Here is a 14,372-nt window from a genome sequence, read left to right as displayed (position 1 = left end):
AGGTCTGACAGGCGTCCTTTTTTTATTTTTAAAATTTCGCAACAGAAGTTAAAGGATTTTATTATTGTTATAATATAACATTTCATTAATTTAATGATGAGCAATTTTCCCATTTTTGGTGAAGATAGAGCATATTTATGAAGCGTTATTTCGGTTTAATCTTATTATCTCTCACAGCATGTAGCACTCAAACACCCAAGCCAACAACCCCTCTGCATACCCAAACACCTTTACCTCAACCTACAAAACCAGTGGTCAAAATACAGCCTCAACCCGAGGCGTATGTTGCGTGGTTAGCTTCAGCAGACCATCGACAGGCTGTACAAGCTTACAAGCAATTTCTTAAGCAAAAAGGGCTTGCGAATTTAGTTCCAGACCATGAATTATTAAGCTCAGCTCGAGATTGGCAAAAATGTGGAGTTGAGCCTTATGCGGTGCCACCACGGGAGATTTGGTCCAATATTGTTCCGACGCTTAGCATTTTAAAAGCGTTAGTTGATGATGGCGTAATTAATGATTTTGAAGTGACTTCGGTCTACCGAGCGTTGTCTCTAAACCGCTGTGCAGGTGGTGCTGATGCTTCTCGACATGTCTTTAATGCAGCGCTTGATTTTCGAATTGGCCCAGAACAGCCGAGTGATTTAGACCAGTTTAATATTCAGCAAACTAAAACCAAACTTTGTCAGTTTTGGGCCACAAAAGGCCAAGCGCTTAATATGGGACTAGGTGTTTATGCTTCAGGACAAATCCATATTGATAGCCAAGGATTCCGTGCATGGGGGCCTGACCATCACTACAAAACCTCAATTTGTCAGGGACTATAAAAGCAATTTTTTCAACGACTAAGTAAATTGATTTAAATAAAAGCGGAATAAAAACTTGATCAATAGTTATGTTATAACATAACATTGTTGTGGTTTAGAAATAGATTACGCCTGTGATCTGGCCATATCTAAATGGCCAGCCATGATCAGTTTAAATATTATTCGAAGAGATCAAGCCATGCGCACTGCAATCGCCAACTCATTTGCCAAGCTTCCCGTCACTGTTTTATCAGGCTTTTTAGGTGCAGGAAAAACCACATTACTCAACCATATTTTAAATAATCGTGAATGCCGCCGTATTGCCGTGATTGTCAATGATATGTCTGAGGTGAATATTGATGCGGCATTAGTACGCGAAGGTGGGGCAGAGCTTTCAAGAACGGATGAAAAGCTGGTTGAAATGAGTAATGGCTGTATCTGTTGTACGTTACGCGAAGATTTATTGGTTGAGGTTAAACGGCTAGCTGATGAAGGACGCTTTGACCAATTGGTGATTGAGTCAACAGGCATTTCAGAACCGTTGCCAGTAGCAGAAACTTTTACTTTTGAAGATGAAGATGGAAACTCACTCAATGAGTTCGCTCGACTCGACACTATGGTTACGGTAGTCGATGCTTTTAACTTTCTTAAAGACTACAGTTCAGTTGACTCACTGCAACAACGTGGTGAATCATTAGGTGAGCAAGATGAAAGAACTGTAGTCGACTTGCTTGTTGATCAGATTGAGTTTTGTGATGTGATTATGCTGAATAAAATTGATCTGATTGATCGGGCTCAGCAAGACCAGCTTATCGCCATTTTAAGAACTCTAAACCCGCGTGCCCGAATTGAAATTGCTCAATTTGGAAAGATCGCTTTAGATAAAATTTTAAATACGCAATTATTCGATTTTGATGAAGCTGCCCAAGCACCAGGCTGGTTAAAAGAGTTACGTGGTGAGCATACGCCAGAGACTGAAGAGTATGGAATCAGCAGCTTTGTTTACCGCGCTCGCCGACCTTTCCATCCAGAGCGTTTTTATGATTTGGTTCATGCTGAATGGCCGGGAGTCGTGCGCTCCAAAGGCTTTTTCTGGTTGGCTGCTGAACCGACATTGGCTTATTCATGGTCACAAGCAGGTGCAATGGCTCGACACGGCTTGGCAGGTTATTGGTGGGCCGCCGTTGCAGAAGAAGACTGGCCGAGTGACCTAGCCAGCATTGAAGAAATTAAGAAAAATTGGGATGCTCGCACAGGTGATGCCCGTCAGGAGCTGGTGTTAATTGGTATGCAAATGGATGAGCAAGCCTTAATACAACGCTTAGATCGCTGCTTGTTAAACGATGAAGAAATGGCTTTAGGGCCACAAGCATGGCAGAGCTGGTCTAATCCTTTTAAGCAAGATGATGAAACGATGTTGATTGCTTAATTAATAAAGCCCCTATTTAAAAGGGGCTTTATTTTATGATTTATCTTTAATAAAAACCTTTCGAATATAGCTGTTAAGTGGTGTGGAATAATATTTTTCAATCGCTACGCTGATGATAAAAGTCAAAACCAGATAGCTAATTAAAAGCATAATTTTGATGCTAGAGTCGGTTTGAGCAGGAATAAACGCAACTTTCATAAGGCCCAATACAACCAGATGAAACAAATAAGTTTCGTAACTTCTTTGCCCTAACCAGACCATCACTTTGGTAAATAAGTTATGCGCTTGCGTTTCGGAAGGATGCTGAAAACACAAAATAAGTAAGCCTGTAGCAAAAGCAAATAAGCTGATACCCCATGTACTGACTTCTTTAATTGGTGCATATAAATATAGAGCGGTCATACTCAAAATAATCAACCACGAAAGAGGTTTTTTATAAGTCCAGTCTGGTCGATATGTATGAGAAAAAATGGCAGTTAAACAACCAACTGCTATGCCATCAAAACTTGAAAAATAATGATATAAATAAGCGCCGCTTTCTTCTCCAAAATGGAGAGATCTAAAATAAGGTCCGTAAAGAATTACCCCAATCAATACAGCAATAAAGACCTTATTACTACGCGTGAGCAGGCACAATAATGGAAAAACAAAGTAAAAAACTTCTTCTACAGAGAGTGACCACAACACACCCAAAGCATAGTTTACCCAACCGAATTTAATAATCAGGATATTCATCCAGAAAGTTAAGGCTGCAAATATGGTTAAAGGATAGGAAACCTCAATGCCATTCGGGGCTTGGTTCATAAAGGGTTTTAAGTCAAACGAACCAAGTACACTTACACCTAAAATGAGTAATACCAGACACGGTAAAATACGTGCTGCCCGTCGGATATAAAAATGCTTGAGGTTAATTGCAGAAAATTGTTTGTCTCGTTTTAAAGTGTGATGGGTAATTAAAAAACCCGAAATCACAAAAAACATGGTGACGCCATAATTTCCGTTTCTTGCGATGACTGTGCTAAATGCTTCACCTAAGAAATCAAAACCTAACCATGTATCTTTAAGTTTATAGGGAATATTAAAATGGTGTAAAAGAACCAAAAGGATAGAAATTCCTCGAAGAATATCTATTTTATAATTACGCATTCGATGTGCTTCCAGTTTTATTAATATACTGTGTGGCAGAAGAATACTATCGATCAGTTATTTTAAATAAAAATTTTAAGCATCATTTCGTAAACTAAAAAAGACTATATTTTTGCTTCTTTGAATTGAGCTAAGGCATAGCAGAAATAATTATTAAATAAATATTGATAAAATCTTAATATATTTGAATTTTTCTACATAAAACTTTAAATTAGCTCTTATTGAGCGATGTTTGTTTTTTAAGCTTTTTAAAATCTATTTAATTCATAAATTAACATGTTGTATGTGGTTGTATATACATAGCATGTCAACTAAAATACCTTTTTGCCTGCTGCCTTTTTGAGTAATTAGTTATGCCCAGAACATCAAAACAAGAACATACTGAGCTTTCGATTGAAGCTGATAGTCCAGTTCCTTTATATCAGCGAGTCAAACAGCTGATTTCACAAAAGATTTATGAAGGTTCGTGGGCTGTAAATAAAAAAATTCCTTCGGAAAGTGAACTCGTTAATCAACTTGGTTGTAGTCGTATGACGGTAAACCGTGCGCTACGTGAGTTAACAACAGAAGGCTTACTCGTTCGAATTCAGGGCGTTGGTTCTTTCGTAGCTGAAGGGCAAGGCCGAACTGCACTTTTTCAAATTAATAATATTGCCGATGAGATTATTGCACGAAACCATAAGCACCACGCTGAAGTTTTAGTCCTAGAACAAGTTTATGCAAATGCAGAGCAAAGCGTGTTAATGCAGACTCGTGAAGGGCAAAGATTATTTCATTCGATTATTGTGCATTATGAAAATGATGTACCTGTTCAGGTCGAAGATCGTTTAGTTGATGCAGCACTGATTCCAGATTATTTAGAACAAGATTTTAAAACCATTACCCCGAATGCTTACCTCATGGCAAAAGCACCTGTGTCAGAAGGTGAGCATATTGTTGAGGCAGTTTTAGCATCTCCTCAAGAGTGTAAATGGTTGAAGATTACCAAAGCTGAACCGTGTTTACTCATCCGTCGCCGTACATGGTCAAATAAACAACTTATTTCAAGTGCGCGTTTGGTTTATCCGGGTAGCCGCTATTATCTCGAAGGGAAATTTAACCCATGATTGAATTGATCAGGGCCGATCAATATACAAAAATGCTTTGGAAAAATGGTGCAGGTTTTACTTTAGAAATTGCCAGAAGCCAAGGTGAAGGAGACTTTGAGTGGCGTATTTCGACGGCAGATGTGACCACTTCTGGACCATTTTCACTATTTCCCAATAAGCAGCGCATTATTAGCGTACTCGATGGACAGGGTATGGTATTGCATGTCGATGATCTTCCTGCCAAAAAGCTGAACCAAGGTGATATTTTTGCTTTCCATGGCGAGAGTCAGGTCCAAAGTGAACTGGTCGACGGTGCAATTCGAGATTTAAATTTAATTTATGATCCTGCAAAGTTTCATGCTCGTTTTCAGTGGTTGAATGATGCAGCGGAGCAGGCATTTATCAGTTCGGCAGACCTGATTTTCATTTTTAATCAGGGTAGTGAAACGGAAGTGAAGGTTGATGATCATTCCGTTCAGCTTGCTGCTCAAGAAACACTAAAAATTGAGAAAAACGCTGGCGTGACACCGATTAGTTTTCCCAAAAAACAACTCAAAAGCTGCTATGTCATGGAGCTAGTTCAACGATAAAACAATATAATTTACTACTTAAAAAGCACATGTCTCGTGAAAAGATATGTGCTTTTTTTATGCCAAATATAAAAATAAATTAATTTAATTCATAAACTTATTTGATTTTTTCAAAAAAATATAACTAACCCTCTTCACGCCAAAAAATATTTGTGTAGTATATAGATGTATATACAAGTTAATACATTACTATACAAATGCAGAAACAAGTGATGTTCTGCTGATGTAAGCTCAAAGGAAGGAGTCCGCCTGTGACAACAATGACAACAAAATTTCGTGATGTAGAAATTCGTGCGCCACGCGGCACTGAATTGACGGCTAAAAGTTGGTTAACTGAAGCTCCATTACGTATGTTGATGAATAACCTTGATCCAGACGTTGCAGAAAACCCGAAAGAGTTGGTTGTATACGGTGGTATTGGCCGTGCAGCACGAAACTGGGAATGTTTCGACAAAATTGTAGATACTTTAAAAAATCTTGAAACTGATGAAACGTTATTAGTTCAATCAGGTAAGCCAGTAGGTGTATTTAAAACTCATAAAGATGCACCACGCGTTTTAATTGCAAACTCAAACCTTGTACCGCACTGGGCAAACTGGGAACACTTCAACGAGTTAGACGCAAAAGCACTTGCAATGTACGGTCAAATGACAGCAGGTTCATGGATCTACATTGGTAGCCAAGGTATTGTACAAGGTACTTATGAAACTTTCGTTGAAGCAGGCCGCCAACACTACAACGGTGATTTAAAAGGCCGTTGGGTTCTTACCGCAGGTTTAGGTGGTATGGGTGGCGCTCAGCCTTTAGCTGCAACACTTGCAGGTGCGTGTTCTTTAAACATCGAATGCCAACAAGCAAGTATCGATTTCCGTTTACGTACCCGTTATGTAGACGAACAAGCGACTGATTTAGACGACGCTTTAGCGCGTATTGACCGTTATACAAAAGAAGGTAAAGCAATTTCAATTGCGCTTCATGGTAACGCTGCTGAAATTTTACCTGAGCTGGTACGTCGTGGTGTACGTCCAGACATGGTGACTGACCAAACAAGTGCACACGATCCACTTAATGGCTACTTACCAGTAGGCTGGACTTGGGATGAATACCGTGCACGTGCGAAAACTGAACCGGAAGCTGTTGTAAAAGCTGCAAAACAGTCGATGGCGAAGCACGTACAAGCGATGCTTGATTTCCAAAAAATGGGTGTTCCAACATTTGACTATGGTAATAACATCCGTCAAATGGCGAAAGAAGAAGGTGTAGCAAACGCTTTTGATTTCCCAGGCTTCGTACCTGCATACATCCGTCCATTGTTCTGCCGTGGTATTGGTCCATTCCGTTGGGCAGCGCTTTCTGGTGATCCAGAAGACATTTATAAAACAGATGCCAAAGTTAAAGAGTTAATTCCTGATGATGAACATTTACATCACTGGTTAGACATGGCACGTGAACGTATTAGCTTTCAAGGCTTACCAGCGCGTATTTGCTGGGTAGGTTTAGGCTTACGTGCAAAACTTGGTTTGGCATTTAACGAAATGGTTCGTAGCGGTGAATTGTCTGCACCAGTTGTGATTGGTCGTGACCATTTAGACTCAGGTTCAGTTGCAAGTCCAAACCGTGAAACTGAAGCAATGCAAGACGGCTCAGATGCAGTATCAGACTGGCCTTTATTAAATGCATTGTTAAATACAGCAGGCGGCGCAACTTGGGTGTCTTTACATCACGGTGGTGGTGTAGGTATGGGCTTCTCTCAACACTCAGGCGTTGTGATTGTGTGTGATGGTACAGATGAAGCTGCTGCACGTATTGCTCGCGTACTGACCAATGACCCTGCAACAGGTGTTATGCGTCATGCCGATGCAGGTTATGAAATTGCGATTAACTGTGCGAAAGAGCAAGGCCTACACTTGCCAATGATCACGCAATAAAAATACACGGAAGAACTGGCGGTGCTTTTTGCAATTGTGAAAAGCACCGTCTCAGCAGAATATAGTGCAAAAAATTAGGAAGCCAACATGGAATTATTGATCCAACCGGGAAAACTGACCTTAGCCGATTTACGTCAAGCCTACCTCAACCCGATCAAAGTTAAATTAGATGAAAGTGCTTCATCTGCAATTAATGCAAGCGTGGCTTGCGTTGAGAAAATTGTAAATGAAGGACGTACAGCTTACGGCATTAATACAGGCTTTGGCTTACTTGCTTCAACCAAAATTGCTCCTGAAGATTTAGAAAAATTACAGCGTTCATTGGTTCTTTCGCATGCGGCAGGGGTAGGTGAAGCACTTGATGATGCAATGGTTCGTTTAATTATTCTATTGAAAGCAAATAGGTTGGCGCGTGGTTTCTCTGGTATTCGTCGTAAAGTGATTGATGCTTTGTTGGCTTTAATTAATGCCGAAGTTTACCCACACATTCCACTGAAAGGTTCAGTAGGCGCTTCAGGTGACTTGGCACCACTTGCACACATGTCTTTAGTGTTACTTGGTGAAGGTAAGGCGCGTTATAAAGGTGAATGGTTACCAGCAGTTGAAGCTTTAAAAGTTGCAGGCTTAGAACCTATTTCTTTAGCAGCTAAAGAAGGTTTAGCACTTTTAAATGGTACACAAGTTTCGACCGCTTATGCTTTACGCGGCTTATTTGAAGCGGAAGATTTATTTGCAGCTGCAACAGTTTGTGGTGGCTTAAGCGTTGAAGCAATGCTGGGTTCACGTGCACCATTTGATGCTCGTATTCATGAAGTACGTGGTCAACGTGGTCAAATTGATGTAGCTGCGGCTTATCGTGATCTCTTAACAGACTCGAGTGAAATTGCACATTCACACGAAGACTGTAGCAAAGTTCAAGACCCATACTCTTTACGTTGCCAACCACAGGTGATGGGTGCATGTTTAACCCAAATCCGTCAGGCTGCTGAAGTACTAGAAATTGAAGCGAATGCTGTATCTGATAACCCGCTTGTTTTTGCTGAACAAGGTGACGTGATTTCTGGTGGTAACTTCCATGCAGAACCTGTAGCAATGGCGGCTGATAATCTAGCTTTGGCAATTGCAGAAATTGGTTCACTGTCTGAACGTCGTATTTCGATGATGATGGACCGTCACATGTCACAACTTCCACCGTTCTTGGTGGCAAATGGTGGTGTTAACTCGGGCTTTATGATTGCTCAAGTTACCGCTGCTGCTCTTGCAAGTGACAATAAAGCGCTTGCACATCCGGCAAGTGTGGATAGCTTGCCAACTTCAGCTAACCAAGAAGACCATGTATCAATGGCTCCGAATGCGGGTAAACGTCTTTGGTATATGGCTGACAACGTCCGTGGCATTTTAGCTGTTGAATGGTTAGGCGCTTGTCAGGGTCTAGACTTCCGTGAAGGCCTAAAAAGCTCGCCTAAACTTGAACAAGCTCGTAAAATCTTGCGCGCTCAAGTGCCTTACTACAGTGAAGACCGTTTCTTTGCTCCTGATATTGAGCAAGCAAGTGAATTACTCTCAAGCGGCTGCTTAAACGAGTTAATTATTCCAAAACTACTCCCTAGTTTATCTGAAGTGTGATTGATAAAACGGTCACATGGAGTGGCCGAATCTAACTAAATATCCTCAAGGATTGGAGATTATAATGTCACAAAACCCCACACTACAGCGGGGTTTAAACCCCCGCCACATTCGTTTCTTGGCATTGGGCTCAGCAATTGGAACTGGGCTTTTCTATGGTTCGGCAACTGCAATTAAAATGGCAGGGCCTTCAGTATTACTGGCGTATATCGTTGCAGGGATTGCAATTTATATCGTTATGCGCGCATTGGGTGAAATGGCTGTCCAAAACCCTGTCTCTGGTTCATTTAGCCACTATGCATCACAGTACATTGGTCCATTGGCTGGCTTTACGACAGGCTGGACTTATGTTTTTGAGATGATCATTGTGGCGTTGGCTGATGTCACTGCTTTTGGTATTTACATGGGGTTCTGGTATCCCGATGTACCACGGTGGATCTGGATTTTATCCCTGATTATGTTCTTGGGTGCAATTAACCTCATTCACGTTAAAGTCTTTGGCGAACTCGAGTTTTGGCTTTCTATTGTCAAGGTGAGCGCCATTGTTGCCATGATTTTAGGTGGAATCGGTTTAATGTTCTACGGCTTCCATGCTGACCATAGCAGTGTGGTACCGGGTATTCAAAACTTATGGATTTATGATGGCTTTATGCCGCATGGGATTGCCGGCTTAGTTGCATGCTTATCTGTGGTTGTATTTGCTTTCGGTGGTATCGAAATTATTGGTATTACAGCAGGTGAATCACAAGATCCGAAAACCACTTTACCAAAAGCAATTAATGCAGTTCCAGTACGTATTTTACTTTTCTATGTGTTGACCATTTTTGTACTGATGTCGATTTTCCCATGGAATCAAATTGGTAGCCAAGGTAGTCCATTTGTACAGATTTTTGAGAATTTGGGCATTCAATCAGCAGCTACAATTTTAAATATTGTCGTGATTACTGCTGCTGTTTCAGCGATTAATAGTGATGTATTTGGTGCTGGTCGTATGCTTTATGGCATGGCAAACCGTGGTCAAGCGCCTCGAGTTTTCCAGAAATTATCACGTAATGGTGTGCCATGGATGACTGTAGTGGTTATGGCTGGCGTGCTATTAATTGGTGTAGTGCTGAACTACCTGATTCCTGAAAATGTATTCATGATCATTGCCTCAATTGCAACTTTCGCAACCGTTTGGGTGTGGCTCATGATCTTGCTTTCGCAAGTCGCGATGCGCCGTAAGTTGTCTACTGCTGAAATTAAGGCATTGGATTTCCCCGTTATTGGTTGGCCGTATGCTCCTGCGTTTGCAATTGGTTTTATGGTATTCATTTTAGTCATGATGGGTTATTTCCCAGATTCACGTCCTGCAATTTATGTAGGAATCACATGGCTTGTTCTGTTAATGATCGCTTATCGTATTTGGGTCAAACCTCAGCAAAATTCGGGAAAGCAAAATAATTCAATTCCGCAAAATATTGAGATAGAAAGCTAACAAGTCAACTGCCCAATAGCTTTACTGTTGGGCAGTTTTGAGGAAAGGCGAATGAAAAAACTTTGGCAAAATTGCCACATTGCGACCATGCAAAATGGGCAATATTCCTATATTGAAGATGCAGCAATAGTCACAGAAGGGCATCTGATTCACTGGATTGGAAAACAACAACAACTTCCTGCCGACACTTATTCCGAAACAGTTAATTTAAATGGCGCTTGGGTAACCCCGGGGTTGATCGACTGTCATACGCATAGTGTATTTGGTGGTAACCGTAGTGTTGAGTTTGAAAAGCGCTTACAAGGCGTGAGTTATGCTGAAATTGCAGCAAGCGGTGGCGGCATTGCCAGTACAGTGCGTGCAACGCGTGAAGCCAGCGAAGAACAATTACTGAAATCAGCTCTTAAGCGTATTCGCTGTATGCAACAAGACGGCGTTACAACCATCGAGATCAAATCTGGCTACGGACTCAATTACGAAAATGAACGCAAGATGCTGCGTGTGATCCGTCAAATTGGTGAAGCTTTACCAATGACGGTCAAAAGCACATGTTTAGCTGCACATGCGTTACCGCCAGAGTACAAAGACCAAAGCGATGCTTATATCGAGCATATATGTACAGAAATGCTGCCTAAACTGCATGCTGAAGGCTTAGTCGATGCAGTAGATGCATTCTGCGAGCATTTGGCATTTTCACCAGCTCAGGTTGAACGTGTTTTTAAAACGGCACAATCATTAGGTTTGCCCGTTAAGCTCCATGCTGAGCAGCTCTCATCGCTAGGTGGCTCAAGTTTGGCAGCACGTTATCATGCTTTGTCGGCTGACCATTTAGAGTACATGACCGAAGACGATGTCAAAGCCATGGCAGAGTCGGGCACGGTTGCAGTGTTATTACCGGGTGCCTTTTATTTATTGCGTGAAACACAATATCCACCGATTGAAAGCCTCATTAAACATGGCGTGCGTATTGCGCTATCGAGTGATTTAAACCCGGGTACATCTCCAGCACTTTCTTTACGTTTAATGCTCAATATGGGCAGCACACTTTTTCGCTTAACGCCTGAGCAAGCCTTAGCAGGTGTCACCATTCATGCTGCACAAGCGCTCGGTTTAGAGCAAACACACGGCAGTTTAGAGCAAGGTAAAGTCGCTGACTTTGTGGCTTGGGATATTGAGCATCCATCTGAAATTGTTTACTGGCTGGGCGGAGATTTGCCTAAGCGAGTCGTTCAGCATGGACAAGAAGTTATTTTTTAGACGGTGGCACATGAATCACACATTTAAATGGCAAGGCCGTCATGATGGCGAGGGTGAAGCACACCAACGTATTCACCATATCATGAACAAAACCCAACCTACTGAATTTGCCCTGATTGGTTTTAGCTCTGATGAAGGCGTGAAGCGTAACAAGGGGCGAGTCGGTGCTGCCGATGCACCAGATGCAATCCGTACTCAACTGGCTAATTTACCGATTCATCGCCCAGTCAGTATTGTCGATTTGGGTACAGTGACCTGCGAATATGACAATTTAGAGCAAGCCCAAACTGAGTTGGCGGAGCAAGTCGCAAACAGCTTGCAAAATGGTTTAAAGCCGATTGTATTGGGCGGTGGACATGAAGTTGCATTTGGTAGCTTTAGTGGTCTGTTCCAATATGTACAAGCCCACGCACCAGATAAAAAAATAGGCATTATTAATTTCGATGCCCATTTTGATTTACGTGAAGCAGAGCATGCCACCTCTGGAACACCATTTTTACAGGCAGCTCGACTTTCAGAACAGCATCAAAAACAATTTAATTATTTATGTATTGGGGTCGCCAACCATGCCAATACTAAAGTTTTGTTTGATACTGCCGATGCGCTGAATTGTTCATATTTACGCGATCATGAGGTTAATATTTTTAACCTAAACAACGTGCTCGCGGCAGTTGACGCTTTTATTGAAAAAGTAGACTGTTTGTACGTTACGATTGATTTAGATGTCTTCGCGGCTGCGGTTGCACCGGGGGTCAGTGCACCAGCTGTTAAAGGAATTGATTTAGCCACTTTTGAAGCGATTTTTAAGCATATTCAAGAGACTGGAAAAATTAAACTTTTAGATATTGCTGAGTGCAATCCAAAATTTGATTTAGACAATAGAACAGCAAAACTGGCTGCGTATATTGTTTATCAATATTTGTTTTCTTGAGAAACAATTTTTAATGTAGAAATTCAAAAGTGCACTGAGATCGTTCATGTGCACTTTTTTTTAATTTCTTGGTCTATTAAAGTCAGATGTGGAATATAGATAGCAACTATAAATAATATAATTAAAAAGAAAATTAATTTATAAAATCATTTAGTTAAAAAAATACTCGATTTTTACACCATTTTATATGCTGCTTGGCACGTAATTTGTTTTGTCTTTATTTTAACCTTTGTTAAATATTTCTGGATAATTAAATGAAAAACAGAACCTTACAATTGGCTTGTATCAGTGTTTTATTTTGGATGTCTCATTCTTCTAATGCTGCAACCCCCGAAATAAATACAAATACCATCGAAAAATCACAATCTAAACAAAACAGTAATGTCTCTGTTCGGGTGAAAGCTTTAAACCAACTTTTACAGGAACAGTGGGAATACACTTTGAAAAATAGTCCTGAAACTGCAACCGTTTTAGGAGATTTACGCTACAACAATCGATGGACTGAGCTTTCAAAAAATCAGATCGAGAAAGATAAAAAAAGTACGCAAAATTTTTTAAAACGTTTTGAAGCAATTGATAGCACTGGGTTTTCAGCAACTGATCAATTAAATAAAGATTTAATGATTTATCAGTTGAAAGAAACACTTAAAAATTATGATTTGAAATTGTATGAGATGCCTTTTAATCAAATGTGGGGGCTACATTTACAATTTCCGGGATTTATTAGTTCGATTCCATTTGATAATGCTAAGCAATATCAAGACTATATTTCTCGTTTAAAACAAATTCCTCTTATTCTTGAGCAAGGTATTCAGTTAGCGAAACAAGGCCAAAAAGATGGTTTGATGCCACCCAAATATTTAATTGAAAAGGTGGCAAAGCAGATTAATAGCATTGCGACTCCCGCAGGGAAGGACAGTGTTTTTGCCTCTCCATTAAAGCAATTTCCAAAAAATATTTCGAAAGCAGAACAAGAGCGTTTAAGCCGTGAAGTGCTACAAGTCATAGATCAGAATGTTCGGCCTGCCTATCAAAAACTCGGGACGTTTATTCAGAAAGATTACTTCCCCTATGGACGACAACACGAGGGTATATGGAGCTTGCCAAACGGTGACGAGCTCTATCGCTTTTATGTAGAAAACAATACGACAACCTCTGAAAGCCCTGAAACTATTCATCAGCTCGGATTAAAAGAAGTTGCTCGTATAGAAGCGGAAATGCTGAAAATTGCCAAAGCACAAGGTTTCAATGACTTAAAAAGTTTCCAACAATCCTTAAAAACAAATCCCGCTGTTTTCCCCAAATCCCGTGAAGAAATTTTAGAGATTTATCGAGGATATATTGCCCAAATGCAGCCAGAGTTGCCGAAGCTCTTTGGTTTATTACCAAAAAATAAAGTCGAAGTTTTACCTGTAGAGCAATATCGAGAAAAAGAAGCGGCAGGTGCGGAGTATCACCAAGGCACGCCTGATGGTTCACGTCCCGGACAGGTGTATGTAAATACTGGCGACTTCTCTGAACGTTCCAAAATATCAATGGAAGCGACCGCTTATCATGAGGCGATTCCTGGGCACCATATGCAGATTGATATTGCCCAAAATCTGCCAAATTTACCGATGTTCCGAAAGCAACCCAACCATACAGCTTATATTGAAGGATGGGCACTTTACGCAGAGCAATTGGGTAAAGATGTTGGTTTCTATAAAGACCCGCTTTCAGACTATGGAAGACTATCGAGTGATTTGTTCCGTGCTTGTCGTCTAGTGGTTGACACTGGGGTACATTATAAAAAATGGACCCGTCAGCAAATGATTGATTTTATGAGAGAACATTCCGCGTTAGATGAACCAGATATTCAGGCAGAGGCAGATCGCTATATTGCTATTCCTGCCCAAGCATTAGCATATAAGATGGGACAACTGAAAATTTTAGAGCTACGGGAGCTCGCCAAACAGGAGCTTGGAGACCGTTTTGATATCAAAGCATTCCATGACATGATTTTAAATGCAGGAACATTGCCTTTAAATATTCTGGATGCACGTATTAAAAATTGGATTAAGGAACAAAAAGCGGCAGCTTAAAATAAAAATCAAAATT

General features: G+C 40.8%; 11 protein-coding genes. 10 read left to right on the top strand and 1 reads right to left on the bottom strand.

The features are described from left to right. Positions 1–137: 137 nt before the first annotated feature. Together zrlA and zigA are read left to right on the top strand one after the other, a co-directional pair. Positions 138–824 (top strand): D-Ala-D-Ala carboxypeptidase ZrlA, encoded by a 687-nt coding sequence (gene zrlA / locus J690_RS12850; protein WP_032036239.1) that lies wholly within the window; start codon positions 138–140, stop codon positions 822–824. A 142-nt stretch (positions 825–966) separates the two neighbouring features. Continuing rightward, positions 967–2,232: a zinc metallochaperone GTPase ZigA gene (gene zigA, locus J690_RS12845; protein ID WP_081405156.1), complete on the top strand. Its 1,266-nt coding sequence runs from the start codon at positions 967–969 to the stop codon at positions 2,230–2,232. 33 nt (positions 2,233–2,265) lie between these two features. Here the strand turns inward: zigA and J690_RS12840 are convergent, their stop codons facing one another. Further along, the gene (locus J690_RS12840; RefSeq protein ID WP_032036234.1) at positions 2,266–3,378 is read right to left on the bottom strand and encodes an acyltransferase family protein; all 1,113 of its coding nucleotides are present in this window, start codon (positions 3,376–3,378) and stop codon (positions 2,266–2,268) included. 353 nt (positions 3,379–3,731) lie between these two features. Between J690_RS12840 and hutC the strand changes: the two genes are divergently transcribed. The 8 genes from hutC (at position 3,732) to J690_RS12800 (ending at position 14,356) form a co-directional block, all read left to right on the top strand. After that, positions 3,732–4,484 carry a histidine utilization repressor gene (gene hutC / locus J690_RS12835; RefSeq protein WP_032036233.1) on the top strand — a complete coding sequence of 251 codons (753 nt, stop codon included), beginning with the start codon at positions 3,732–3,734 and terminating at the stop codon, positions 4,482–4,484. Continuing rightward, positions 4,481–5,056 (top strand): HutD/Ves family protein, encoded by a 576-nt coding sequence (locus J690_RS12830; RefSeq protein ID WP_032036231.1) that lies wholly within the window; start codon positions 4,481–4,483, stop codon positions 5,054–5,056. The genes hutC and J690_RS12830 overlap by 4 nt, the downstream gene beginning before the upstream one ends. Positions 5,057–5,316: 260 nt before the next feature. Further along, on the top strand, positions 5,317–6,984 hold the full coding sequence (gene hutU / locus J690_RS12825) for a urocanate hydratase (protein WP_014207979.1): 1,668 nt from the start codon (positions 5,317–5,319) through the stop codon (positions 6,982–6,984). Between the two features lie 87 nt (positions 6,985–7,071). Further along, the gene (gene hutH, locus J690_RS12820) at positions 7,072–8,610 is read left to right on the top strand and encodes a histidine ammonia-lyase (RefSeq protein WP_032036229.1); all 1,539 of its coding nucleotides are present in this window, start codon (positions 7,072–7,074) and stop codon (positions 8,608–8,610) included. Positions 8,611–8,674: 64 nt separating this feature from the next. Next, positions 8,675–10,087 (top strand): amino acid permease, encoded by a 1,413-nt coding sequence (locus J690_RS12815; RefSeq protein ID WP_032036226.1) that lies wholly within the window; start codon positions 8,675–8,677, stop codon positions 10,085–10,087. Positions 10,088–10,138: 51 nt separating this feature from the next. After that, positions 10,139–11,344: an imidazolonepropionase gene (gene hutI, locus J690_RS12810; protein ID WP_032036224.1), complete on the top strand. Its 1,206-nt coding sequence runs from the start codon at positions 10,139–10,141 to the stop codon at positions 11,342–11,344. A 10-nt stretch (positions 11,345–11,354) separates the two neighbouring features. Further along, complete coding sequence (hutG, locus tag J690_RS12805) at positions 11,355–12,275, top strand: formimidoylglutamase (RefSeq protein WP_032036222.1); 921 nt, start codon at positions 11,355–11,357, stop codon at positions 12,273–12,275. A gap of 254 nt (positions 12,276–12,529) precedes the next feature. Continuing rightward, entirely contained in the window at positions 12,530–14,356 is a 1,827-nt protein-coding gene (locus J690_RS12800; protein ID WP_032036221.1) for a DUF885 domain-containing protein, read from the top strand. The last annotated feature ends 16 nt before the right edge of the window (positions 14,357–14,372 follow it).

The organism is Acinetobacter sp. 742879, from assembly GCF_000588535.1.
Lineage (GTDB): Bacteria > Pseudomonadota > Gammaproteobacteria > Pseudomonadales > Moraxellaceae > Acinetobacter > Acinetobacter pittii.
This window is presented reverse-complemented; position numbering and strand designations above follow the sequence as displayed.